Genomic DNA, 26,206 nt, shown 5'->3' with positions numbered 1-26,206 from the left:
TTTGGTTGAAAACTCTTGCATAATTGTTAACTAAAATTAGGGCAAAAAAGTATATGCTAACGCTTGTTTTTATTTTTTTGTATATGAAAAGGTTTGTACCTATTTTAGTTCTTTTTCTTGCTTTTCAGAACCTATTTTCCCAGCGAGAACCAAGGCTTCCCGCTGATTTTCGCCAGCATAATCTAACTACGTATAATGCTAGCTTATTCAACCCGGCATTTTCATTAGACCGTAACAACCCGGAGTCATTCGCATTTTGGTCTCGTTGGCAGTGGCAAGACATCGATGCCGATCCTTCAACCCTATTTTTCAATTACTCTAGAAAATTAGGGAACAATTCAGCCGTGGGCGCCGCTTTTTTTCAACAGAATACGGGTGTTTTTTTTGATACCGGAGGTGTTTTGAATTACGCCTACAAGCTAGATTTCAGCCCTCTGGTAAATTTGGCAATTGGCGTAAACATTTTTGGCTTTAAACAGACTTTGGCAGATAATCGGTATCAACCCGACCCTAATCTTCCGATACCCCAACCTACCGTAACTGACGATTTTATTGTACAGATGGCACCTGGTGTAAGTCTTTCGGTAGAGCGCTTGACCCTGAGCGTTGCCTCGGAAAATCTTTTGGATTACAATTTTACGCTCAATGAAAGCAACACCCAGAAAGAAGATAAGGTATTTATGTCTTTACTGTCCTATGATTTTCCAGTCGCCTTAGGTGACTTGCCAACTTCTTTTTTGAGGCCGTCGATGTACCTTAGAACCATTCCAGGCCAGGCAAACCAAGTGGGTTTTTATACCTTGTTGAATACTAACAAGTACTGGGGTCAGGTGGGGTATAACAATTTTTATGGTTTCGCTGTAGGCGGTGGTGCCACTTTCTTCAAGCATTTGTCCTTAGGAGCCTTGGTAGAACTAGGTGTTAGTTCATCGGTAACCAAAGACCCTTCTTTTGAAATCATGGCGGCCTATTTTCTCGGAAAACCGGACGAAAGGCATAAGGTCGTCGGCTTTGAAGTGGATAAGGAAGAGGAGGGCCTATTAATATTGGGAGATGCGCAATACAAGCCCGAACCGATTAAAGAAGATGCCGATGAAATTGCTAAGGAGGAGGCCCTTCGGGAACAACAACGACAAGAACAAGCTCGAAGGTTAGACTCTATTAGTAAGGCAGAGCAGGCCGAGGCTCTAGTGGCGGCGCAAAGGTTAAAAGAGCAGCGTAGAGTAGATTCACTGGAACAAATAAAATTTGAAGCGGCCGAGAAGACAAGGCGACAGGCCGAAGAACGAGCCAAAATGGAGTCGGCAACAGCTGATAAACCGCAAAAAGGTGAAAAATATGAAGAGGTAAAGACAGAAGATGGACTAGAGGCCGGTTATTATCTGATTGCCAATGTATTCGGAACCAAAAAATATTTGAATGCCTTCATGACCGATTTACGGCGAAATGGGTTACAGCCCAAATCGTTCTTAAGAAGTAAGAATAACTACGACTATGTTTATCTTCGTCGGTATGATACCATGCAAGAGGCAAGAAGGGCCAGAGACACTAATTTCGAAGGAAATTACGCAGGAAAAACTTGGATTTTTAGGGTTGTAGGTGAATAAAGTAGGAGCGAAGTCAAGACTTCCAATAAGGAAAACAGCTCGTTTGGGAAAGGTAAAAATGTCGTGGCAATAGTTTGCCCCATGTGCGCCGTGAAATGGAAGTTACTTTTTTAGTTCTTTTTTGATTAGAAGGTCTAAATAGGCAATAGTATTCACCAAATACTTTCTGTCCCGAGTCATTGTTGACATCGACACAGCCCCCATAATCATGGTGAACAGTTGTTTTGCGAATTGTAAAGGTGTTACGGGAAGCTTCAATTCGTTGTTATTGATACCGTTTTCCAAAACCAATGCGATTTTACCTTCAACTTCCCTCAACGTCTCTTTAACGGCCGCTGCCAGTAATCGATTGTTATTTTGTGCGTCAACCCCTGTATTAAGTATTGGGCATCCCCCCATTTCTAAGGTGAAGGTGTCATAGTTTCTATAGAAGTCGGTTAGGGCAAAAATTTTATCCAAGGCATTGCCCCCGGTCAAGACTTCATCGATTTTAGCCAATAACTTTTTACTATTGTATTCGAAAGCAGAAAGGGCTAAGGCCTCTTTGTTTTCAAAGTTGCCGTAGAGGGCTCCTTTAGTTAACCCTGTTGCCTCGGTTAAATCACTCATACTGGTACCAATGTAACCCAACTTATTGAAGATGGGAGCCACCGTTTCTATTATATATGCTGTGGTTCTTTCGGCTTTGGTCGTCATGAAGGAGAGGTTTTATACGAATATAAAAAATATATATACTGCGTGGTATATTGTATCGCTAAAAAAAGGGCATCTTTTTTATGGATGCCCTAATTTCAACCCCATTTCGGTTATTCCACCAATTCATTTTGGTTTCTGAATACCAAAGCATCGTCAAATGAATCAATCAAAACAATGCTTTCGGCCGAAATTTTTCCACTTAACAATTCCTTGGAAAGATTATTCAGCACTTCTTTTTGAATAACACGTTTGATTGGCCTCGCGCCATATTGTGGATCATATCCTCTTTTGGCTAGATAGGCTACGGCCTCATCGGTAGCGTCTATTGTAATATGTTGCTTGGCTATCATTTTCTTCAATTGTTCAAGTTGAAGCCTTACAATTTTGGTGATATCATCCTTACTTAGGGGTGTAAACATTATGATATCGTCGATACGATTCAAAAATTCCGGCCGTATTGTCTTACGCAACAGCCCCAACACCTCTACACGTGCCGCCTCGGTAGCACTGTAAATATCGTCACTGTCCTCAAATTTTTCTTGTATGATATGGCTACCCATATTACTTGTCATTATAATTATCGTGTTTTTAAAATCGGCAACACGTCCCTTGTTATCGGTCAGTCTTCCTTCGTCTAAAACCTGTAACAGAATATTGAAAGTATCTGGATGTGCTTTTTCAATTTCATCGAGCAATACGACCGAGTAAGGCCGCCTTCTGACAGCTTCGGTGAGCTGCCCACCTTCGTCGTACCCCACATATCCTGGAGGTGCACCTACCAATCGGCTGACCGAATGGCGCTCTTGATACTCGCTCATGTCGATACGGGTCAGGGCATTCTCATCATCAAAGAGATATGAAGCCAACGTTTTGGCCAGCTCGGTCTTACCGACGCCGGTTGTTCCAAGAAACAGAAACGATCCGATAGGCCGTTTTGCGTCTTGTAAGCCTGCCCGACTCCTTCTAATAGCATCAGAAACAGCTTGAATGGCCTCTTCTTGACCCACTACACGTTTATGCAGTACATCTTCTAATTTGAGTAACTTTTCACGCTCGCTCTGCATCATTTTGGTTACAGGAATTCCGGTCCATTTGGCCACTACCTCCGCAATATCTTCGGTGGTGACTTCTTCTTTTATTAGCGTTTCTCCCTTTTGCTGTTCCTGTAATTCTTGTTGCAGTATTTCCAGTCTTTCATGGGCCTCTTTAATCTTGCCGTAACGAAGTTCTGCTACTTTTCCGTATTCGCCATTGCGTTCTGCACGTTCTGCTTCCAGTTTGAATTCCTCAATATCATGTTTTGTTTTCTGGATATTATCGACAACCGATTTTTCACTTTCCCATTTAGCATATACCTCATTGCGGTCCTCTTTTAGATTGGCCAAATCTACATTCAGTAATTTTAATTTAGCTTGGTCATCTTCTCGCTTTATCGCTTCAATCTCTATTTCAAGTTGCATAATCTTGCGGTCCAGTACATCAAGCTCTTCCGGTTTGGAATTAATTTCCATTCGTAGTTTTGAAGCGGCTTCGTCCATTAGATCAATGGCCTTGTCCGGTAAAAAGCGATTTGTGATGTAACGTTGAGATAGTTCGACTGCTGCAATTACGGCCTCGTCTTTGATCCGAACCTTGTGATGCGCTTCATATTTTTCTTTTATACCTCTTAAAATGGAAATGGCACTTTCTGTGTCTGGTTCATTTACGATGACTTTCTGAAATCGGCGTTCTAACGCCTTGTCCTTCTCAAAATATTTTTGGTACTCATCAAGGGTTGTTGCCCCAATAGCCCGTAATTCTCCCCTAGCCAGCGCCGGCTTCAAAATGTTTGCGGCGTCCATGGCTCCTTGGCCACCACCGGCCCCTACCAAGGTGTGAATCTCGTCGATGAACAGAACGATATTGCCATCAGCGGAAGTAACTTCTTTAATAACGGATTTTAAACGTTCTTCAAATTCTCCTTTGTATTTGGCGCCGGCGATCAAAGCTCCCATATCAAGCGAATAGATCACTTTGTCCTTGAGGTTTTCAGGAACGTCTCCTTGCACTATACGATGTGCTAGGCCTTCCGCGATTGCCGTTTTACCGGTACCGGGTTCACCCACTAACATTGGATTGTTTTTAGTTCTTCTAGATAGTATTTGAAGAATTCTACGGATTTCTTCGTCACGTCCGATTACTGGATCTAATTTGCCGTTATCAGCCAGTCGGTTCAGGTTCCTTGCATATTTTTCCAAGGCGTTGTACGTCTCTTCAGCACTTTGCGAATTCACCTTACCACCTTTTCTCAATTCTTCAATAGCCGCCGTTAAATCTTTTTCGTTCGCGCCCTGGTCTTTAAGGATTTGGGCAATCTTACTTTTAGATTTAAGAATGGCCAGAAGAAGATGTTCGATTGAAACGAATTCATCACCCATTTTTTGTGCGATAATTGCAGCTTCGTTTACGGTCTTTCCTGCTTCTCGTGAAAGCATGAGCTCGCCTCCCGATACCTTTGGGAAACTACTTAGCTCTTTATCCAAAATCTGATTGAGCAGCCCTACATTGATATTCAACTTTTTCAAGATGAAGGGCAATACATTCTCATCTACCTCTCCAATAGCTTTAAAAAGGTGTTCATTTTCAATTTGCTGGTGTCCGAAGCCCTGTGCCAGCTGCTGGGCACGCTGAAGAGCTTCTTGTGATTTTATTGTGTAGTTATTCATATTCATGTCTCTATTATTTTTTGGTGTATTCCTTATTTTTTGGTAAACTCAAGGCAACAATCTTACCAAGACCAAGGGGTTGACAAAATGTCGGTAAAACCAAGTAGAAAAAAGACATTTAGTCAGTCTTCTTTTTTAAGGATGAGCGTTGTTATCAATTAAATTTACCAAATGGGATTATTTAATGGTCTTTTCGGGCATAATAAGAATCAAGAAGAAAAAGCTACAGGAAAAATAGCTTGGATACCGATTACCTCACTGGTAGAGATCGATGAAATAGAAGAGAAATCTGAAATAAGGCCTCAAGTCATTTTCAAGCATTCAACAACCTGCGGCATTAGTCGCATGGTACTGAATATGTTCAGCGCGAATTATCGGATCGAAGAAGGACATATGGATATGTATTTTCTTGACCTTCATAAGCACAGGGACGTATCTGATGAGATTAGCCGTAAATTTGGGGTCACACATCAATCACCTCAACTTCTGATAATAAAGGAAGGAGCGGTTGTTGCGCATAAATCCCACGGTGCGATCACCGAGATTGACCTAGAACCCTATGTATCGTTGGAGGAAAGGCAGTAGGATTCAACTAGGAATTTGGCTTGGAGATTTTATCTTGCATTAAATTGTTGTCGGTCTAGAATTGTCTTTAACCTCATTTTCATATCCTCTCCCGCATCGTAGACCATTTGTTCGTTACTAGGGAAAGGTACGGCACCAAGTTGTAGGAGAGGTATTAGATCATCTTCTAAGGCTCTTTTATCCCCATCGTAATTTGCGTAGTTATGCTCAAATATAAACTCACTCGAAAGTGGGTAAGAACTCAATTGTTGTTTATTCCTTAAATCGGTAAAGCGCACAAGTCCGGAAACTTGTGCCGTCTTTAGTTGGGTGAATTGATAGAAATTGCATTTTACGGTTTTGAACTTGTCGACTTTAATTTTGTTGCCCAAACTGTCTTTGAGTACATTTCCATCACTGTTTATGGCATATTTGTAGCCATCTTTAACTTGCCTCTCCTTTATAATCTGTTTTTCACTTACTTGTTCCGGAGATATAATTATTTCTTTTAGGGCCAGCTCCATGGCATAATCGTAGGCTATATCAGCTTGTGGGTTATTGTGGTATCGTGTCCATAAATCGTTTAAACCGTAAATGTCGAAGTTCAATAACTCTTCCTCTAATCGTGCGGGTATTATTTGATCCGTGTCGTTAATCATATCGACTCTTACATAATCGAGTCCTTTCTCATAGGCCTCTTCCATTTTTAACTTTGTGTCTTCGTAACCAGGGTTGATTTCATTGAGGTAGGTAAAGTCATCAAAGGCCTGTCTAAAGTCTACTTTATTCCTGGCGCTGAGTAAAAGCTCGCTGGCATTGTCGTAAAGGTAGTCTGAAAGATCATCTTTGCTATCTAAGATGGCATCTTGATAATCGTTAAAAGCGAATGAGGCATTTCGGCCTTCGTCATATAAGCGTAAGGGAAGTAACGGTTTTATGCGCTCCTGAATTTGATGCAGAGCGGTATAGGTCTTATAAATTTCTTCGAAATGAGCGGGATTTTCATCGTTCTCCAGAAAATCAATGCGTTGTAGTTCACGCTTTGTATTTTTTTTGAATGCTTCCTCTAGAAGAACTATATAGGGTTGATTGCTCTTTTTGTCCTTATTTTTTGACAAATTAACTAGTGAGGTATTAATGGCATTAAAATAGTTGCCCGTGTTTACCGCCTTTTGTGTTTTTTTTACACCGCCACAAGCGATCGATAGCGCTAAAATCGAAAGAAAAAGTAGGTTTTTTTTCATGACATACAAATTTGGGATTTTTGACATGAAATCAAGTGCCATGCCAAAACAAGTACTTCTACTAACGTAAAACGATGAAATATCGTATGAAATCGATGAAATTAGGGCTCAGCCCCTACAATTTATAAGATTGGGTAGGAAGCAAATTTGTTTTAATCTCGCCAAATCCAATTTGCAGACCACCCTTGAAAAATTATTTGTACCGGTTTTGACCATCGGAAAGTAAGTCGTTCAAGATATCCTGTAAAAATGGCCTTGTTTAAGCACTCCCATTAAAATATTCGATCTGATAAAGGGCGTTAAGGGCAATAGCTTGATTTTCAATATGACTAGTTATGGTGATACTAGCATCCCGAGTGAGAAAAATGTCAAAGGAATATTTTGGATGGGAAAATCCGAATTTCAGTACCGGCAACCATGGTATTTTCTTTGGATTATTGACTGCAATGGTCATGGTAGAATTGTTAATTTGTATTTGATAAATTACAAATCAAATATTTTTTTTATGAGTATTAACAAAGAGCAATTTGTATTTTTGCAACTCATTTAACAGAACATTGACGTATGCATCGCGACACCCAAGTTTTCGATTTAATTGCCAAAGAGAAACAAAGACAAATTGACGGCATTGAGCTTATCGCTTCGGAGAATTTTACGAGTCCGCAAGTAATGGCGGCCGCAGGATCGGTACTGACCAACAAATATGCCGAAGGCTATCCCGGGAAGCGCTATTACGGGGGGTGCGAGGTGGTCGATCAAATTGAACAGTTGGCCATTGACAGGGCTAAGGAATTGTTCGGTGCCCAATATGCCAACGTACAGCCCCATTCAGGTTCTCAGGCCAATGCCTCGGTTTATCACGCTTGTCTAAAACCAGGAGATACTATACTGGGTTTTGATCTTTCGCATGGTGGGCATTTAACGCACGGTTCACCGGTCAATTTTTCAGGTCGTCTATACAATCCGGTTTTTTATGGTGTAGACCCGGAAACAGGGGTTTTGGATTATGATAAAATTCAAGAGGTTGCACTCAAGGAAAAGCCTAAGTTGATTATTGCAGGTGCCTCTGCCTATTCTAGAGATATGAATTTCAAGAGATTCAGGGAGATTGCAGATAGCGTCGAGGCCATACTCTTGGCAGATATATCACACCCTGCAGGTCTCATCGCCAAAGGGATATTAAATGATCCTATTCCCCATTGTCATATCGTTACGACCACGACGCACAAAACGCTTCGGGGGCCGCGAGGAGGACTCATTTTGATGGGGGAAGATTTCGATAACCCCTTTGGTATTACCCTAAAGAATGGAAAACTAAGAAAAATGTCTACTTTGCTTGATTTGGCCGTTTTTCCAGGAAATCAAGGAGGTCCATTGGAGCATATTATTGCCGCAAAGGCCATAGCCTTTGGAGAAGCACTTACAGATGACTTTTTACATTATATGATACAAGTGAAGAAGAATGCGGAGGCCATGGCCAATGCTTTTGTAGCAAAAGGTTATCATATTATATCGGGCGGAACCGATAATCATATGATGTTGATTGACTTAAGAAATAAGAATATTACAGGTAAAGATGCCGAAAAAATACTCGTGAAGGCCGACATTACCGCCAACAAGAATATGGTTCCATTTGATGATAAATCCCCTTTTGTTACATCAGGCATCCGTTTTGGAACAGCGGCCATTACTACAAGAGGCTTGAAAGAGGACGATATGAAAACAATAGTCGATTTAATCGATGAAGTATTGACAAACTCAGAGGACGAAAGCAAAATTATATCCGTAAAGAAGAAAGTGAACACTTTGATGGGGGATAGGGAGTTATTCAACTTCTAGTACACACATGACTTTTGCTGATCCGTGGAGAAATGCCAATCACCTTGAAAAAGAGTATCACTTGGTTCTTCCATCTTTGTAATGCGGGTAAACAGGGGGGGTAATTTATCCAAAAAGCCAATTTCTCCGTCCTATAGAGCTTACGAGGATACAATTTTGATATCTAAAATCCCATCCCCATCTGCATCTTTGCAGGCAGCGGGGGAACTGGCTTTTGGGGATGGGTAGTTACTTTTATACCATTCACCTCAAAATGTTCCAGTTAGTGGTTAAGCATAAAGAGGTCGCCGTTTTCTAAACGAGATTTTTCTAGATTATAAATAATGGCGTCTTCTTCTGAATCAAAATATAGTGCCCAATATTTATAAAAATCCTTTTTAGAATTATTGGAAACTTCGATATTGTTTATGACCGCGTTATTTTCATCTTTTGAATCTTCAAACACGGGTACATAGATTTCGTATGGAATTTCAGACAGACCTTTACTAAAATGAACATAATTCTTGCCAATTTCCGTAAAGATGGTGTCGAATTGTTCAGGTATACTATTGTCATAAATCTTGCTAATAACGATCGTGGTGTCTTTAAAAAATAAAGAGAACTCACCGATGTCCAACCTCATTTTGTTTTTTAAGGTCATGTCATTAATCATACTTCGAAGGGAAGGCCTATTATCATTTTTTAAATTACCCCAATTACCTTTATTGAAATGGAAAAGCGTCTCTACTAAGCTCATGTTGCAATGCAATTCAACCACAAGGTTCGTGATTGATATCTGAGGTCTTCCAGTTCGAATAATCACCCGTGAAAAAAAGTACTTCTCCAAGTCCCGACGAAAGGAATCAACACCTTTGATCTGGGTATTAGAGTTGGATCTTTCGGGTAAATTATTATTAAAACTATTCAGATAAAGTGGCATAAAATGTATAGTCTGGTTCCATTGGCATACAAAATTAGGCAGCCCCGCCCCTTATTAAACAAAGAAAAACCTCAAAATAATTGGGGTTTTTCTTTTTCACCTTAGAAAAGCCAGCGGTAGGGATAAAAATGGCGTTATAATTCTATGGACTAAAATCAAATAAATCCCCTTTTTCTTGCCTCTTCTATCAGGGCAAAATCGTTACCATTCTCTACGCCGAATATGGATTTCAATTGTCTTTTCCTATTCTCAACTGTAGTGGTCGCTGCCGCAACTACATTTGAAATGTCCTTGGTCTTGGTTCCTATCGATAGTTGATATAATATTTTTTTGTCGCGTTCATCAATCTGGTCTTCGTTGGCCATTTTTCTTCGAATAGCCTGTAATGCTGCTGCGGTATAGTAGGGAGGTTTTTCCAATACCGTTGTTACCATTTGCTGTAGTGTTCGTTGGTCGACCTCTGACTTGACCATATACCCATCGGGATTTACGGTTTTGAGTATATTGTTTATTCGGTAGCTATCGCTGAAAGAAGATAAAAAAACAACTTTAGAGGAAGGCGAGATTTGTTTGGCGAGCAAACCAAGATCCTGACCGCCTCTTTCCTCTTTGGCACTATCGGGGAACATGCTGATATCTAACAAAATAATGTCATAAGGCATTCGCTTTGCTGAACTCTCAATTTCTGTTTTTCCCTGTTGATAGCCTGGTGCTATATGTACCACCACTTTAAAGTCTTCGAATTCACAAGATTCAAGTGTGTATTTGTACCCCAAAACAATCATTTCATGGTCGTCTACCGCAAGTATTCTAATTAGAGTGTTCATGATAAAAAATTTAACCGCTAATTTCTTTCAAAGATTTCTCTTTTACCGAATATAAACTACCATTTTCCATAATATCCGAAAGTGAAAATTCAAGCCTGACTGTAGTGCCTTTTCCAAGTACTCCCTTTATATCCCATTCCCCGTTTAGTTTTTCGACCCGAGATTCGATGTTGCGCATACCAATACCTTTTCTTCCAGAATTATTTTTGAATCCTTGGCCATCGTCAGCAATGGTAATGGTAATCCTAGTGGAGAATTTTTCCAGATCTATCGTTACATTTTCACAGCGCGCGTGCTTTACGCTATTTTGTAGGCATTCTTGTATGATACGGTATAGATTTATTTTAGCCTCGCCCTTCAGCGCATCCCAATCAAAGTTCTTAGCGTAATGCATCTGCACCTTAAAGCCGGCAGTATTCTCGACCGTTTTTATAAGATCTTCCAACGAAAGTATAAAATTATGCATTTTTTGATAAGCAGCATGGCTTAACTCATGGGAAATGGCCCTTACTTCTTTTTCAACATCTTGAAGTGCGTCGATAGCTCTTTTACGCTCAACAACCGCATTTTGGTCATTTTTTTGATTAAGGCCCGTAAGTACCATACGTGCTCCAAGCATCTTACCAAGAACTCCGTCATGAAGTTCTTCACTGATGCGCTTTTGCTCTGATTTTTTACCCTCCTCGACCTTTTGTTTTTGGGCAAGCATTAAGTTGAAAATTTCTTGGTTAGCGACTTGTTGTTCTTGATGAAACCTAAGCTTTTGGTTTTTTGATCGTTGATCTAATATCAAAAAGGTCATCAATCCTAACAACAATACCGCGATTGAGATACCCGTCCATAGTTGTTTTTCTCGCGTTAACATTTGGTTTTCGGCTATAAACTCATCGGTTTCGAAACGGATACGGGCAAATTTGTCCCTCACTTTTCGTTCTTCTTGTTGGAGGCTATCATTAAGTGTAATATATTGTTGGGTATAATAGGCCGATTTTTCAGGTTCCAATTTTGCCAGTAACTTTAATGTTTGTAGTATTCTCTCGTTGTTCTCAGTCAGCTCAGCTGAGTTCCTCGCCTTTTTTGCATGCTCTATCGCGCTCAAGGTATCTTTTTGGTTTAAAAAAAATTCAGCTAAATTGAACTGGGTTCGAGAAATAGCACTTATATCATTTATACTGTCTTGAATTCGAATGGCCTTTTCAAATTGTTGCTGCAGTTGATTTTCATCCCCCACTTTTAATCGGCTATAGGCTAGGCTGCTCATCGCTTTTGCATATAAATCCGGATTTTCTTCGATGAGAAAATTGTTTTGGAGCACTTCCTCAAAATAGGGTATGGATTCATGGTACTTTTCTTGTTCTTGATAAACAATACCAATATTATTTTTTACTATTAAATCTAAATTGTTCTGTTCTGGAATTTCCTTTTGGTATTCCAAGGCCGTATTATAATACTCAATCGCCCTGTCATACTCCTTCAGTCCCCTTGTGATTATACCAAGTAGGTTGTAACAGTTGAACAATTGTTGATTTTTATTGAAGGGTTTCAGGGTTTCTATAGCTTGTATGGTCGTTATTTCACCACCGGTATAATCTTTAATATCACTTTGTGCACTAGCCATGTTATAGAGCATTCTTCCCGATTCATAGGACATGCCGAGATCTGAATAAATTTTTTGTGCTTCAGAATAGTGAAAATACGCACTGTCGGGTACGCCAAGTTTTCTGAGAAAAAGTGCCAAATCCCATTTGGCTTCCGCTAGACTTATGCTATCGTCTACTTTTTTTGAAAGCTCGATGGTCGATTTGTTGGTGTTTCTGAATTTCAGAGAATCGTTTAAACGTAAATAGGCCAATGACAACCTAGAATAAAGTTTAGCACGTGATGAATCACCTTCGATGGTTGAAATTGCATTCTGGGCTTCTTCTAATCGCTTTTTTCTTTCCACTAAGGGTAACTGTATATTTCTTCCTTCCGCAATCAAATCAAATATCATTTCGACCTCTCGTTGATTGTTACTTGTACTGTCGCCCTTAAGATTTGAATCACATGAAAGAATAGTAAGCAGTATAGATAAACTCCATAATGCAAAAATCCAAGTTGATTTCTTGTATGATTCCAATCGCATAGATAGAATGATTACTTAAAAAAAAAGCCTTAAATAAATTTAAGGCTTTTTACTTTATCAATCGGTGAATTTTAGTCTCTTCCGTCACTGGGCGCATGCTCTCCGTCAGGTAGAGCGTCGACATGTAACTCATATACTGCGTCGGTCTCATCTACATTGCTGTCAGACTCACAGGAATAAAATCCAATACTCATTGCTACTACTGCGAAAATACAAACTACTTTTTTCATACTTAAAATTTTTAGGGGGTTATTGTTAATTGTTACAGCTAAACTACAGCTGATAAGTAAGAAAAAATAGCCATCAAAAAATGTATTAGTAAATCGACGACTTTCAAAAGTATTCAGGCGACTTCTGTGAGTATTTGATCAATTAAGACTAGAAATCACGTTTTTTGAAAGTATTTTCTTCAATTCATCAATGTTTTTTCGGTATGATTTGGAGAATGGCAGTTGCTCTTTGTTCTGCTTTAGCGTACATACCGATTTACCGTAACTGATGCGTGAAATATATTTTGTGTTTACAATATAACTCTGATGAATACGAACAAAATTTTTAGGAAGTTGATTCTCAAAAGTCTTTAACGTTTTAAAGGCATTGTTTATTGTACCGTCTTTCATAATAAACTCGGTCGCGTTATTATCGGCCTGTAAATAAAGAATATCATCGGTATTGATATATTGAAAATCTCGGTATGATTTTAGACAAAGTGTCTGCGGTTCTACTTTTACAGGAAGAAGTTTCTTTAATCTGTAAATCGATTTTCTAATATCAAATTCGTTGTATGGCATTAGCCAATAGTCGAAGAACCCACCTTTTATTGCATCGTACGCATACTTTTTACATTTGGCAATCCCTATGATAATGGGGAGGTCCGTCAAATATTGGTGCAGTTCCATTACCATATGGAAATATTCATATGCGTTTTCCCCTAGATTGATAAAAATAATGTCAGGAGAATATTTCAGCACGTGATTAATGCCTTCGGAACTATCTTTGCACATAGCAGTACAGGTGAAATCACCATACTCTCCCAAATAGTGCTGCAATTGCAAATTTGAGGTAGCATCCGAATCTATAATGTTATAGGTGTATTCCAATGTACGGTGATTTTTAGCTAAATTAATGACAGTAAGTTACATACGAACCAAGATATTCCCCATAATATTTGGGGTTTTTGTCCGTAATTCGTTGAGTATGAGATTTTTTGAAAGTTTTTTCTTTCAAAAAATTTAAACTTTTTCTTATATATTTAAACTTTTGTTTCTTCTTCTAAGAGGTCATCTGAAAGTTTCGATAATTTTTCGCAATCACCGTTATTTTTTCTCTGATGGCTCGAACGTTCTAGGCCTTATTTATCTTTGAAATCCGGTATATTGGTCTCGGGAGGTCGAAAAGTAGATGTTTAGGCTGTATTTAAATAGGGGAATAGTAGTTATTGGACTACTTACTGTCTGAAAAGAGATTTGTGTACATCATAAAAGAGTGACCGTGGTATTGAGAAGTTTTTTTGAACCCATATTATTCAAGTGCTTTTGCTATCGTCTGAATGTGCTTCCAGAATCTGCGCTCAAAGCCTATCTCTGTCTTCATTTACGAAAGCATCTTTGATTTCTTTCGATATGCGAACTGGTCTAAGGGTATTGGAATTTAACAGGCACCATTGTGTGGTCGATTGAACCAACAAATGGTTTGTAGTCGCATCGTACATTTCAACAATACGAATTGATGTCGCACCACGGCTCTCCGCAATATAAGTCTTCATGTCGATGACATCACCAAGTTTGGCCGCACTCTTGTAGGTAATATTATGATTCATAACTACCCACATGATACCTTCCTGCATTTGTTCCGAAGCCGATGAAAGCCAATGTTCTTTCGAAATATCTTGAATCCATTGTACATAGCGCACATTGTTCACGTGGTCTAGCTCATCGAGGTCGTCCTTTTCTACCACTATGGTCTTGTGATATTTATCCATTTTATTTTTTATGAATAGTTACCTCGAAGATTTTGTCCCATTCCTTTCCCGTAACAAAAAAAGTCTGACGATCTGAGTGGTAGGCTATACCATTTAGAACATTGTCGGTGTCGCTCCAGCTCTCATGATGGGTGACTTTTTCACTAAGCCCACCAAAATTTATTACCCCTTCAATAGCCCCACTATGCGCATCGATTATCATGACACTGGGCTTCTGGTACACATTGGCATATATTTTGCCATCCACATATTCCAATTCGTTGGCACTATCGTTTATAGACTTATTGGTTACCGTTTCAATAGACCCTTCTTCGGCCAGGGTTTCGGGATTCAAAATCCAAATTCGTTCGGTACCATCACTTTTATAAAGATTCTTACTGTCATTTGTAAGTCCCCAACCTTCTTTGCTCTGACCGTATTTGAAACTATCCAAACGCTTTAGGTCATTTAAGTCATAAATGAAACCGGTACCACTTTGCCAGGTCAGCATGTAAATTTTGTCGTTTAAAATAGTGATGCCCTCGCCAAAATAGGAGGCATCTAAATCTACTTGCTTCAAAATTTTACCTGTCTTATAATCCACTTTTCGCAATGAAGACCTTCCTTTTTTCCCGGTGCTTTCATACAGCGTATCATTATGAAATTCTAGCCCTTGGGTATAGGCCTTGCTATCGTGCGGGTATTCATTTATAATTTTATAGGTATAAATCTCAGGTGCTTTTGCAGCGAAAATTTTTATATTCTTTGAAATTTCAGCAGATGTATCTTCATAGTCAATTACAGCTTTTAAGGTTTTATCTCCCAACTGATCGGTATTTAGGGAAATACTGCCATCTTTAATTGGAAGTTCGTTGCCATCGATTGAATAGATAATTCCATCAATGGTTTTATTTTTTTTGTTTTCGATAGAAACGTTTACGACTTGGTTTTCTTGAAAAACGTTTTTGTTTCCCTCAAGTTGTATTTCAAAAAGCGCCGTTGGAGAATTGTCCCCTCCACAGGCTATAAAGAGTGCTAAAAATAAATTCAGGGAAAAATATTTTAAAATGTTCATGTGGTTCTATTAATCTCAAGATTTTAAAAGGATATGTGGACAAAAATAATGAACTCTATAGAATATTTGCATATAAAATTTGATCGTGAAACGATTGAAAAAGCTAGAAAAGATTGTATATTTGCGGTCGGCAAGTCCTACACGACCAGCTCCTGTAGAATCCCCCAGGGTGGGAACGCAGCAAGGGTATACGGTCGTAGCGGTGCGATGTAGGTAGCTTGCCGTTTTTTTGTGCCCTATTTTTCTTTAACATCCTTTCCCATCAAGTCTATACCTGCGCTACAATTTTTATAAAATAAAAGTTTCGATGGTATCAGTAAAAACTTCTGTTCTTTTCGTTACTACGCTAATTTCGGCGAAATGAAATACCTTTTTTCAATATAAATTTTTTCAATAATACGTATTTTGCAATTCTATGGAAAAAAAAGTCGTACTTATCACTGGTGGGTCTTCGGGTATTGGAAAATCAATAGGGCTTTATCTTAAGGAAGAGGGGTTCAAGATATATGGAACCACTCGTAGTTTGTTAAAAAACTCCGAATTTGAAGGGTTTGAACTTTTAGAACTTGACGTAACCCATCCAGACAGTATTGCCTTTGCCGTCAAAAGCCTTCTCGATAGGGAGGGTCGAATAGACGTTCTCGTGAACAATGCAGGAGTTGGTATTACCGGGCCCATCGAGGAAACCCCGCATGAAGAAATTTTAAAAGTGTTCGATACCAATGTTCACGGGCCGATACATATGGCAAAAGCCGTACTGCCTCAAATGCGAAGGCAGAATTTCGGCCATATCATCAATATAACATCTATAGCCGGTTATATGGGGCTTCCATACAGAGGAGTCTATTCTGCAACAAAAGCTGCACTCGCTACCTTAACAGAAGCTTTACGTATGGAGGTTAAAAATTTTGGTGTTGAGATCACTACCTTGGCCCCGGGTGATTTTGCCACCAATATTGCTGCAGGTCGCTACCATGTACCTATCTATGAAGATTCTCCTTACAAGGAGCCTTATGGGAATACCCTTAAGATGATCAATGAAGATGTCGATGGGGGGGACGACCCGATTTTGGTAGCCAAAGAGGTATTGAAGGTAATCAACACCAAAAGTCCTAAAGTACACTATAAAGTGGGAGCACCTATGCAAAAATTCTCTACACGGTTAAAAAAGATATTGCCTGATAAAGTATTCGAGAAGCTATTGCTTAACCATTATAAATTGTAATTTCGTACAAAAGCAATACTTTTAATATTGCTGTTACAAGCATAATTTTAAATTAAACAAAACAACTAATAATGAAGTTTTTTATAGACACTGCTAATTTAGACCAAATTCGTGAAGCGCAAGAACTAGGTGTGCTCGACGGCGTTACTACAAACCCCTCCCTAATGGCTAAAGAGGGAATTACAGGAAGAAATAATATCTTGAAACATTATGTAGATATATGCAATATTGTTGACGGTGACGTGTCGGCGGAGGTCATTGCGACGGAATTCAATGCCATTGTAAAAGAGGGTGAAGAATTGGCGGAACTTCATGATCAAATTGTAGTGAAGGTACCCATGATAAAGGATGGGGTAAAGGCACTTAAATATTTCTCCGATAAGGGAATCAGAACTAATTGTACCTTGGTATTTTCTGCAGGTCAAGCGCTACTGGCTGCAAAAGCAGGAGCAACCTATGTATCTCCATTCATTGGAAGGTTAGATGATATCTCAACCGATGGTTTAAACCTGATCGCCGAAATTCGTCATATTTATGACAATTATGCGTTTGAAACCCAGATATTGGCTGCTTCTATCCGACACACGATGCACGTAATAGATTGTGCAAAGGTCGGAGCGGATGTAATGACCGGAGGGTTATCATCAATTACAGGTCTTTTGAAACATCCATTAACTGATATCGGTCTAGAGAAGTTTTTGGCTGACTATAAAAAGGGAAACTAAAAGCATACCGATTTATTTTTATCAAATATAGAGATGCAAAGTTCGAAGCTTTGCATCTTTTTTTAGCAAAATTCGCAGCTTGGCTTTTTTTCGGCGGTGATTTTTAGGAATCATTTTAGGTGCTTTGTAAACGAGCATGATTCGTAAAGAAGAAAAAAAATAAAAATGCCTATGAGTGCGGTCGTTATGAATGTCTTTATGGAAGGAAGGTAACCATTTCAACAGGGAGATGGTACACTACGCTTTTTTAGAGCAAAACAGCTTCGTTTTTTTTAGAAAGATTCGTAAACGTTGGCAAAGGCATCAACGATAATCTCGTCTTCCGTAATAATACATTTATTGAGTTTATCAATGATTAGGGATTTCGATAAATTATCGACATCTACCGCTCGATACTGAAGGGATTTATCTAAACCAGAAGTTTCCAACATGGTCTTCCAAACTGGTTCGGTGGTTTTCAAATTGATGCCCACAAAAGAATAGTTAGGTTTTGAATGGGAAAGATAGGCAACCCTTTTTCGAAGATTGTCAAAGTGGCTCCTATTGGTTCCCGACCAAAAATAGAAAACTGTTTTGTTGTTTTTACTTGCTATTTGTTTTAATGAAACTTGATTGCCATCGACATCCGAAACGAGTACATCGGGAATTCTTTTATTCGGTTGCATATTCTTTATCGATTCATAAAGCGCATCGATTTCGTCCATATGCCTGTTATTATTCGATAGCCGGTGAAACTCCTCTATAAATTCTTCATTGTTTTTTTCGCTGTCTTGATGGGCTTTAAGAAGATAATCGAATGCAACGAATCTAAAAAGGTTGTCTTTGAGCTCTTTTTCCTGCATGAGGCTGTCAATCAATTTCAGCTTATGTTTATTAAAATGTAACCGATTTCGAACTGCCTCATTGCCCTCACCACAGTCTCCATAACATGACATGAACGACATATTACCTACGAGGGTATTCATAAAATTATAATACGGTCTGAGATAGGTAAGGTCTTTGTCATTAAATGTCAGATTCTTTCTGTAAGAATAGAAGTCTGTTGGCAGGCTCACTATCTTTTGAGCACCGGTCAACCATTTATGCTTGAAAGGATATTTTTCCTTGAAGGTATTGTAATTGTACACAATACTGGCCTTGGCCACTTTCTCCTTTTTTTCGGAAATTTTGTTTTCATTGACGAGCTTGGCCAACTCATCGAGTTTGATTTCCTGAAGAGAGTCAATTTTATCGGTGAAATCAGTGGGCTCTAGTCTATATAATTCACGAATCAGATCAGCCTCATCTTCATGTGATAAAAAGAGTTCAAGTAGAAAATTATTAATTTCTTCCCCTTTTCCAGAAAAAATCAAGGATTCATCGAAATCAATAGTATTCAGGCGCATCATCAAACTATCGCCTCGTTCTAAATATACATATTGCAATTCGGGATAATGATTGAAATGGTAGAGCCCATCTTCAATAGAGTCAATAGAAAACGCAAAACGATTCTGTTCGTCTAGAGCGGCCGAATCAATAACAGCGTCCCCTTTATACAAAAAAACTTTACTGTCGGTAGGATTAACTATTTCACCGGCAAAAAAAATGTTTGATTCTTTTTTTTCTCCCTCTCCACAACCCACAATAAATAAAAGGACCAAGTACAGTAATTGTCTATCCATAAGAAATCCACTATCTAACCTTCAAAAATAAGTAACCGATATGCGCCACGCTGTTAATAGCTAGTTAAAAATTAGGACTTTAAGTTAACGTACTCGTTGAAGTGTAAGGTTTAAAGGATTATTGGGCATACGGTTATTTTTTGTCTATTTTTGCACGGAATTTTCAAATGAGGAAAAAGCTATGATATCAGTATCAAATCTGTCGGTTCAATTCGGAAAGAGAGTGTTGTTCGACGAAGTAAATGTAAGTTTTACCGAAGGCAATTGTTATGGCGTTATTGGGGCTAATGGAGCGGGAAAATCAACTTTTCTTAAAATTCTCTCCGGGCAGAACGAACCTACGTCCGGCAAGGTCAACCTTGAAGCGGGAAAAAGAATGTCTATTTTAGAACAGAACCATAATGCATATGATGAATTTATGGTTTTAGAAAGTGTAGTAATGGGAAATAAACCTTTGTATGCGATCAAGAAGGAAATAGATGCACTTTATGCCGATTATAGTGATGAAAATGCGGATCGAATCGGTGAGTTGCAGGTTCAATTTGAAGAAATGAACGGCTGGAACGCCGAAAGCGATGCCGCTTCCATTTTATCGAACCTTGGTATACCTGAGGAACTGCACCATACTACGATGGCAGAGATCGACTCTAAGCTCAAAGTAAGGGTCTTATTGGCACAAGCGCTTTTTGGTAATCCTGATGTATTGATTATGGATGAGCCTACCAACGACTTGGATTATGAAACCATTCATTGGTTGGAAAACTTCTTGGCCGATTATGAAAATACGGTAATCGTGGTTTCGCATGATCGACATTTCTTAGATTCTGTTTGTACCCACATTGCCGATATTGATTTTGGTAAGATAAACTTATATTCGGGCAACTACACCTTTTGGTATGAAAGTAGTCAACTCGCTGCGCGTCAAAGGGCACAGCAAAATAAAAAAGCGGAGGAAAAAGCCAAGGAGCTTCAAGAATTCATTGCCCGATTTAGTGCCAACGTAGCCAAGAGTAAGCAGGCTACCTCTCGTAAGAAGATGCTTTCCAAGCTAAAGGTTGAAGATATTCGACCTTCCAGCAGAAGGTATCCTGCTATTATTTTTGACAGGGAAAGAGAGGCAGGTGATCAAATATTGAATGTAGAGGGACTAGCGGCCTCTACCGATGAAGGCGATGTATTGTTTCAAAATGTAAACATCAATTTGGCCAAGGGCGATAAAGTCGCCGTTATTTCTAAGGATTCGAGGGCTACCACGGCCTTTTACGAAATTATCAACGCTAATAAAAAGCCGGACGAAGGGGAATACCAATGGGGCGTAACTACGAACCAGTCTTACTTACCTGCGGACAATTCAGATTATTTTACCGAAAATATTAGTCTGGTCGATTGGTTAAGGCAGTGGGCCAAAACTGAAGAAGAACGTGAAGAAGTCTACATCAGGGGCTTTTTAGGCAAAATGCTATTTAGTGGCGAAGAAGCTCTTAAAAAGTGTACCGTGTTATCAGGAGGTGAAAAAGTTCGTTGTATGTTGAGCCGTATGATGATGATGCGGGCCAATGTACTTATGCTTGACGAGCCGACCAATCATCTAGACCTAGAAAGCATAACGGCATTCAACAATTCCTTGAAAAATTTCAAGGGTACGGTTCTATTAACGACACATGACCACGAATTTGCTCAAACCGTTGCAAATCGTATTATAGAATTGACACCTAAAGGCAACATTGATAGATATTTATCGTTTGAAGAATATATGTCTGACAAGGCACTGAAAGAGCAACGTGAAAAAATGTACGCCGTGCCCGTTTAAAATAGTGTAAGACCCAAATTTTACATCATGAAAACCTACAATCTCATCTATGCCGCCACGGTATTGTTTGTGCTTGGTTGCAGTAAATCCAGTGATGTCCCTGAAAATAATCCAGAGGAAAGAACGCTTGAATCAGGCTATACCTTGCTTGTGACAAAAAACAATTTGCTGAAAAATTTGTTTCTTCAAACTGAAGGTCAAGATCTGGCCATATCTACGGCATCTGGTACATTTGAAGATCAAAGCTTGCCTGAATTAACCTTTGAGGATGGGCAGGTATTAAGTATACTTCACAGAAAAACAGATTGTTCTATAACAGTTACGATACAAGATTTTGAGGCTGATTCTTTAAAGACCTACTCCGTATTCGATGACTTAAATGCCTGTGCAGTAACCACAAAGGCCATTGCTCAGATGCCAGGGAAACTTTTCATTGCCTATGAATTGGAAGTGACGTCGAAAGTTAATGATTATTATGTCAGAATGATTGATCTTACCGAACCTGAAATAAGCCATATAGATGCTTCAATAAGTCTTAGGCCTTTACAACTCGCTATCGCCAATAATAGATTGTTTATATTGACTTCCGATGACGAAGTGACCGGCGAAAATGGAATTTCTGTTTTTGATGTACAAACCAAAGCGTTATTATATGAGGAACTCATTGGTTTTGATGCCCATCGAATTTTTAGAAATCCCGAGGGAAATATTATTATTGGTTACGATCAACTGCACACTACATTGAATAGCGTTACCATGTCAAAGACCTATACGAATTACGGTGAAACTGCTCTCCCGAATTTTATAGCATCGAAAGCTACACATTTTGATAGTTCCGGAAAAATGTATTATGAAATGCCTACGGAGTCATTTAGCAGTTATCCTGTAATATCGGCTATTTATGATTTCAAGATTAACACGCTAACCTTGTATGCCTTCGAGAACTTCTTGACCGAAGCGCAACGGAATTTTGAATTTGATATTGAAAAAACCACTATGGTCCGCTATGATGAAAACAACAATTTGCTCATTATAGGCTATAAAAAAGTAAATGGTAGCGAACAGGGTGGCATCATGCGTGTAAAACCGGCACCAGAGCCTAAATTTATTGACAACCTAGATGTTGATGGCATTCCCTATGCCCTGTATTTCAAATAACAGATGGTTTTCCTATTTCCATTCTCTATTCTCTATGTGCGAAAGTAGGTTGAAACAGAATCCAATTTTTTAGGCATTAAAGTATTTGCTGTTCCAAATCGCATGGTTGAAATTCTTTCCTAAGGCAAATCCATAAAAGATAACCACTGAAGCTATACATTTGAACATAAAGAAGAAAATAATCCAAAATTCAGCGTTTGAACTTTGTTTTGAAAATAGGCCATCAGGAACCACTAAAGTAACCAGATAGCTAATTAGCAGTGTAATCGCAGTTAGATTCACAATATTTTTAAAAGGCCATACTAAAAACTTTCTCAAGGGGTGCAAGTCTTTGCCCCATTTATGTACTAGGTAAAAATAGCCGTTACCAATAGGCGCAAAAAGAAGCGGGTCATCTTTATCCTCTAATTTAAAAAGTTTCGAAGGAGCAATTATTTTGAATCCCTTTATTTCTGTGTTGTGGGCCTTTTCTAGGGCTTTTATTTTTGAAATGGCTTCTTGAGGAATAGGGCCTTTGAAATATTTAGTGTCCAAAAAACGAAGTCTGTAGGTAATGCATATTTCCTTGATTTGCCCAATATGGTAGATGTTTTCAGTCTCCAAGAGATCAATATTGAAAAAATTGACATCCCCGTTTTGACTTTTCACTATATTCCCTTCTATCTTACTTCTTGCATGAGTATCTGCATCTAATATTTTCTGTACCTCTGCCATCAGACTACTTGGCACTGGATTATTGATTTTCGCGCGGGCGAGCCTTTCCTGGATATTAGTTTTCTTCAAAAGCATTTTTTCTTCTTTAATTAGCAATTACCTCAAATTTAAGTAATTCATAAGGGACTTAAATTTTGATATGTAGGCCTAAATGTTAATTTTTAGTTAAATCAATAAGAGAATCTCTTTTATTTTCACCTAATATTTAGGCTTTGGTTGTAAATTAACCGAGAAATTAAGCAGTTTATCGATAACATAAGCAATAGTCCCAACAGTTTTATGAAATACCTAAGACCTAGTCTACTTCTGTTTTTAACATTTTCCTTCTTTGCAAGTGCCCAACAATCTTATAATTCATCTGCTCAATTCAAGGTGAATAAAACCAAATCAATTGTCGGTTCTACGGCGGCATCGAATACACATCAGACTCTATTGACGGTAATTCAAGCGACAGATTTGGAAAATTTATTGGATGAAGCAGGACCATTCACGGTTTTTGCCCCATCTGATGTGGCTTTCGAAAATATTTCGGGAAAACCCCTAGATTATCTTTTAGACCCTAGTAACAAAGAAGAACTTAAAAAATTGCTTACCTATCATATTGTTGCTGGAAAACTTTCTGCCTCAAAGATTTTGAAGGCCATGTCGCGAGGTGGGGGCCAGGCCGCATTCACAACCGTTCAAGGCGATGAAATTGTAGCAACTATGAAGGGTTTGGATATTATCTTACGTGATAGTCATGGAAATACCGCCACCATTATAGTTGCCGATTCAAATCAAAGTAACGGTGTTATCCATGAAATTGATAACGTAATTCTACCCAACACTAAAATCTAGCTTTTTGCCGTCTATCTAAGTTCGGCACCCAGCTCTTCCTTATAGCTTTTTTGAAGTTTAGCCATTATACGATCGATTTGTTTATCGGTTAGGGTGCTTTTTGTATCCCTTAAGGTAAAGCTTACCGCATACGATTTTTTACCATCTGGCAGATTTTTCCCCGTATATACATCAAAAAGATTGATGTCTTTTAAAAGCTTTTTCTCTACTCTGAAACCTAGGTCATAAACTTCTTGAAAAGTCGTTTGTTGATCTAAAAGCAAGGCAAAATCACGTCTTACCATTGGATATTTTGGAATCTCCCGATATGATATACTATTCTCTTTGGTCAATTCTATAAGATTGTCCCAATTGAAATCGGCGAAATAAAGTTCTTGCTTGATGTCCATTTTAGAAAGTAACGATTTCTTCACTGAACCTAAGGAAACAAGGTTTTTAGAATTGGAATATAACGAGATACTTTCTGAATATACGGGGCTTGGGTCAAAAACAGGCCTGACATCTTGAATTCCCAATCTTTGTAGTATGTTGGTTACTTGAGATTTGAGAAAATAAAAATCTGTCTTCTTTTCAGAAACAGCCCAACTCTCTTTATGCCGGCTTCCTGTAATAAAAAGGCAGAGATGTTTGTTTTCGGTTCGTTCCGTACCATTCTGATGATACGTTTTACCAAATTCGAAGAACTTAAGATTTTGATTCTTTCTATTGATATTATATGCAACGGTTTCGAGTCCTGTAAATAGCATTGAAGTGCGCATTACCGACAGGTCTGTACTTAAGGGGTTTAGCATTGTAATAGCCCCGCTTTCTTCGCTATCTGCTGTTTCTAAAATATTATTTGGAGCGGTCAGGCTGTTTGTCATTATTTCGAAGAAACCCTGAGCGGCCAATAAATCGCCAATCGTTCGCTGTAATTTATAATCTTCAAAAATTGAAACTGGTGCAATCGAAGCGCTCAGTTTGTTCTTAAAATTGACATTATTGTAGCCATAGACCCTTAGAATCTCTTCGATAACATCTACTTCTCGATGCACGTCGACCCGATAGGAGGGTATGGAGAGACCGAGACCTGCTTCCGTTACGCTTTTGACCTTGATATCAAGCGAGGCCAATATCGATTTGATGGTGTCTTGAGGAATTTCTTGACCGATAAGCGAATGGGTTTTTCGAAAGGTTAGAAATACCTCATGTTCATCGAACCGTTTCGGATAAAGATCAATGATGTCGGAAGTTATATCTCCTCCCGCAATTTCCTTGATCAAAAGGGCAGCCCTCTTCAGGGCATACTCCACATTTTCTATATCGATACCACGCTCAAAACGAAAGGAAGCATCGGTGTTTAAACCATGTCTCTTCGCGGTCTTTCGAATTGAAACAGGATCAAAATAAGCACTTTCTAAGAAAATAGAGGTCGTATTATTTGTTACACCGGTATTGATGCCACCAAATACACCAGCAATGCACATAGGTTTTTCGGCATCGCAAATCATTAAGTCATCTTCGTGCAATGTATGTTCTTCTCCATCTAAAGTGACGAATTTAGTTCCGGCGGCTAGTGTTTTTACCACCACGCTTTTCCCGTATATACGATCAAAATCAAAAGCATGTAGGGGCTGGCCTAATTCATGAAGTACATAATTTGTAGCATCTACGACGTTATTAATAGGCTTTAGCCCAATGGCGAGGAGCCTATTCTTCAACCAATTTGGAGATTGTTGAACTATAAGGTTGTTCAAGGTGATGCCACAATACCTTGGAGCAAGCTTACTGTTTTCAACGGTTACCTGTAATTTTAGAGATCGATTATCGATATTAAAGTTGCTAATCGATGGTGTAATCAATTCTATATTGATTTCTTTTTGTTTGAGACCCGCCTTCAGGTCCCTAGCGACACCAAAATGGCTCATGGCATCAGCACGGTTCGGAGTAAGGCCTATTTCAAAAACCTCGTCACTTTCTATGGAAAATACCTCTGAGCAAGGTGTACCTGGTTCCAAATAGTCTTCAAGCACCATAATGCCCGCATGACTGCCGCCTAGGCCCAGTTCGTCTTCAGCACATATCATACCGTGGCTTTCCTCGCCCCTGATTTTACCCTTTTTAATTTTCCAAGCTTCTCCTTCTGGGGTATATAAGGTAGTTCCTATGGTGGCCACGGGTACTTTTTGCCCCTGTTCCACATTTGGTGCTCCACATACAATTTGTAAAGGCACATTTCCACCGATATCGACGGAGGTCAGTTTTAGCTTATCTGCATTTGGGTGTTTCTCACAGGAAAGAACATGGCCTACTACCACACCTTTCAGCTTGCCTTTAACAGATTCAAAAGGGGTTATGCCCTCCACTTCTAGTCCCAAATCTGTTAAGAGCTCTGCGGTTTGTCGGGAATCCCATTCAAGCTTCAAAAATTGCTTTAGCCAGTTGTACGAAATCTGCATTGGTCAGTTTTGATGCGGGCAAAGATAAAACAATGCCCCAAGACATTCAATATAGAATACCTTGATTTAAAGTTTTT

22 protein-coding genes and 1 other RNA gene are annotated in these 26,206 nt (G+C 39.0%); 9 read left to right on the top strand and 14 right to left on the bottom strand.

Features of this window, described 5'->3' with window-relative positions; all coding sequences use genetic code 11:
* Positions 1–83 precede the first annotated feature (83 nt).
* Positions 84–1,607, top strand: a complete 1,524-nt coding sequence (locus F2B13_RS04115; protein ID WP_198440078.1) for a PorP/SprF family type IX secretion system membrane protein — start codon at positions 84–86, stop codon at positions 1,605–1,607.
* A gap of 102 nt (positions 1,608–1,709) precedes the next feature.
* Here F2B13_RS04115 and F2B13_RS04110 read toward each other — a convergent pair whose 3' ends face one another.
* Together F2B13_RS04110 and clpB are read right to left on the bottom strand one after the other, a co-directional pair.
* Positions 1,710–2,303 carry a TetR/AcrR family transcriptional regulator gene (locus F2B13_RS04110; protein WP_149276007.1) on the bottom strand — a complete coding sequence of 198 codons (594 nt, stop codon included), beginning with the start codon at positions 2,301–2,303 and terminating at the stop codon, positions 1,710–1,712.
* A 110-nt stretch (positions 2,304–2,413) separates the two neighbouring features.
* On the bottom strand, positions 2,414–5,014 hold the full coding sequence (gene clpB, locus F2B13_RS04105; RefSeq protein WP_149303314.1) for an ATP-dependent chaperone ClpB: 2,601 nt from the start codon (positions 5,012–5,014) through the stop codon (positions 2,414–2,416).
* Between the two features lie 165 nt (positions 5,015–5,179).
* Here clpB and ytxJ point away from each other — a divergent pair, with 165 nt between their 5' ends.
* On the top strand, positions 5,180–5,593 hold the full coding sequence (ytxJ, locus tag F2B13_RS04100) for a bacillithiol system redox-active protein YtxJ (protein ID WP_149303312.1): 414 nt from the start codon (positions 5,180–5,182) through the stop codon (positions 5,591–5,593).
* A 29-nt stretch (positions 5,594–5,622) separates the two neighbouring features.
* On the opposite strand, the gene F2B13_RS04095 is transcribed toward ytxJ, so the two are convergent.
* Positions 5,623–6,816, bottom strand: a complete 1,194-nt coding sequence (locus F2B13_RS04095; protein WP_149303310.1) for a hypothetical protein — start codon at positions 6,814–6,816, stop codon at positions 5,623–5,625.
* Between the two features lie 259 nt (positions 6,817–7,075).
* Positions 7,076–7,270 carry a hypothetical protein gene (locus F2B13_RS04090; RefSeq protein WP_149303309.1) on the bottom strand — a complete coding sequence of 65 codons (195 nt, stop codon included), beginning with the start codon at positions 7,268–7,270 and terminating at the stop codon, positions 7,076–7,078.
* A gap of 110 nt (positions 7,271–7,380) precedes the next feature.
* Between F2B13_RS04090 and glyA the strand changes: the two genes are divergently transcribed.
* Positions 7,381–8,655 (top strand): serine hydroxymethyltransferase, encoded by a 1,275-nt coding sequence (gene glyA / locus F2B13_RS04085; protein ID WP_149276002.1) that lies wholly within the window; start codon positions 7,381–7,383, stop codon positions 8,653–8,655.
* A gap of 262 nt (positions 8,656–8,917) precedes the next feature.
* Here glyA and F2B13_RS04080 read toward each other — a convergent pair whose 3' ends face one another.
* The 7 genes from F2B13_RS04080 to F2B13_RS04055 all read right to left on the bottom strand — a co-directional run bounded on the left by F2B13_RS04080 (position 8,918) and on the right by F2B13_RS04055 (position 15,561).
* Complete coding sequence (locus F2B13_RS04080; RefSeq protein ID WP_149276001.1) at positions 8,918–9,391, bottom strand: hypothetical protein; 474 nt, start codon at positions 9,389–9,391, stop codon at positions 8,918–8,920.
* Positions 9,392–9,729: 338 nt separating this feature from the next.
* The gene (locus F2B13_RS04075; protein WP_149276000.1) at positions 9,730–10,401 is read right to left on the bottom strand and encodes a response regulator; all 672 of its coding nucleotides are present in this window, start codon (positions 10,399–10,401) and stop codon (positions 9,730–9,732) included.
* 10 nt (positions 10,402–10,411) lie between these two features.
* Positions 10,412–12,526 carry a tetratricopeptide repeat-containing sensor histidine kinase gene (locus F2B13_RS04070; protein ID WP_149303307.1) on the bottom strand — a complete coding sequence of 705 codons (2,115 nt, stop codon included), beginning with the start codon at positions 12,524–12,526 and terminating at the stop codon, positions 10,412–10,414.
* A gap of 71 nt (positions 12,527–12,597) precedes the next feature.
* The gene (locus F2B13_RS20360) at positions 12,598–12,756 is read right to left on the bottom strand and encodes a hypothetical protein (RefSeq protein ID WP_198439806.1); all 159 of its coding nucleotides are present in this window, start codon (positions 12,754–12,756) and stop codon (positions 12,598–12,600) included.
* Between the two features lie 138 nt (positions 12,757–12,894).
* Complete coding sequence (locus F2B13_RS04065; protein ID WP_149303305.1) at positions 12,895–13,626, bottom strand: LytR/AlgR family response regulator transcription factor; 732 nt, start codon at positions 13,624–13,626, stop codon at positions 12,895–12,897.
* A 470-nt stretch (positions 13,627–14,096) separates the two neighbouring features.
* A complete protein-coding gene (locus tag F2B13_RS04060) occupies positions 14,097–14,507 on the bottom strand; it encodes an acyl-CoA thioesterase (protein ID WP_149275997.1) in 411 nt (136 codons plus the stop codon).
* 1 nt (position 14,508) lies between these two features.
* Entirely contained in the window at positions 14,509–15,561 is a 1,053-nt protein-coding gene (locus F2B13_RS04055) for a glutaminyl-peptide cyclotransferase (RefSeq protein ID WP_149275996.1), read from the bottom strand.
* Positions 15,562–15,689: 128 nt separating this feature from the next.
* Between F2B13_RS04055 and ffs the strand changes: the two genes are divergently transcribed.
* The 3 genes from ffs to fsa all read left to right on the top strand — a co-directional run bounded on the left by ffs (position 15,690) and on the right by fsa (position 17,511).
* Positions 15,690–15,788: signal recognition particle sRNA small type (gene ffs, locus F2B13_RS04050), an RNA gene on the top strand.
* A gap of 188 nt (positions 15,789–15,976) precedes the next feature.
* A complete protein-coding gene (locus tag F2B13_RS04045) occupies positions 15,977–16,786 on the top strand; it encodes an SDR family oxidoreductase (protein ID WP_149275995.1) in 810 nt (269 codons plus the stop codon).
* Between the two features lie 71 nt (positions 16,787–16,857).
* Positions 16,858–17,511 carry a fructose-6-phosphate aldolase gene (fsa, locus tag F2B13_RS04040; RefSeq protein ID WP_149275994.1) on the top strand — a complete coding sequence of 218 codons (654 nt, stop codon included), beginning with the start codon at positions 16,858–16,860 and terminating at the stop codon, positions 17,509–17,511.
* A 272-nt stretch (positions 17,512–17,783) separates the two neighbouring features.
* Here the strand turns inward: fsa and F2B13_RS04035 are convergent, their stop codons facing one another.
* Positions 17,784–19,172: a transaldolase gene (locus F2B13_RS04035; RefSeq protein WP_149275993.1), complete on the bottom strand. Its 1,389-nt coding sequence runs from the start codon at positions 19,170–19,172 to the stop codon at positions 17,784–17,786.
* 181 nt (positions 19,173–19,353) lie between these two features.
* On the opposite strand from F2B13_RS04035, the gene F2B13_RS04030 reads away from it, so the two are divergent.
* Both F2B13_RS04030 and F2B13_RS04025 read left to right on the top strand, forming a co-directional pair.
* A complete protein-coding gene (locus F2B13_RS04030; RefSeq protein ID WP_149275992.1) occupies positions 19,354–20,982 on the top strand; it encodes an ABC-F family ATP-binding cassette domain-containing protein in 1,629 nt (542 codons plus the stop codon).
* A gap of 27 nt (positions 20,983–21,009) precedes the next feature.
* On the top strand, positions 21,010–22,140 hold the full coding sequence (locus tag F2B13_RS04025) for a hypothetical protein (protein WP_149275991.1): 1,131 nt from the start codon (positions 21,010–21,012) through the stop codon (positions 22,138–22,140).
* A 69-nt stretch (positions 22,141–22,209) separates the two neighbouring features.
* Here the strand turns inward: F2B13_RS04025 and F2B13_RS04020 are convergent, their stop codons facing one another.
* The gene (locus F2B13_RS04020; RefSeq protein WP_149275990.1) at positions 22,210–22,929 is read right to left on the bottom strand and encodes a hypothetical protein; all 720 of its coding nucleotides are present in this window, start codon (positions 22,927–22,929) and stop codon (positions 22,210–22,212) included.
* A gap of 204 nt (positions 22,930–23,133) precedes the next feature.
* Here F2B13_RS04020 and F2B13_RS04015 point away from each other — a divergent pair, with 204 nt between their 5' ends.
* Positions 23,134–23,691, top strand: coding sequence for a fasciclin domain-containing protein (locus F2B13_RS04015; RefSeq protein ID WP_149275989.1), 558 nt, complete (start codon positions 23,134–23,136; stop codon positions 23,689–23,691).
* A gap of 11 nt (positions 23,692–23,702) precedes the next feature.
* Here F2B13_RS04015 and pheT read toward each other — a convergent pair whose 3' ends face one another.
* The gene (gene pheT / locus F2B13_RS04010) at positions 23,703–26,129 is read right to left on the bottom strand and encodes a phenylalanine--tRNA ligase subunit beta (RefSeq protein ID WP_149303303.1); all 2,427 of its coding nucleotides are present in this window, start codon (positions 26,127–26,129) and stop codon (positions 23,703–23,705) included.
* Positions 26,130–26,206: the final 77 nt, after the last annotated feature.

Source organism: Pareuzebyella sediminis, assembly GCF_008367235.1.
In the GTDB taxonomy this organism is placed as follows: Bacteria; Bacteroidota; Bacteroidia; order Flavobacteriales; family Flavobacteriaceae; genus Pareuzebyella; species Pareuzebyella sediminis.
This window is presented reverse-complemented; position numbering and strand designations above follow the sequence as displayed.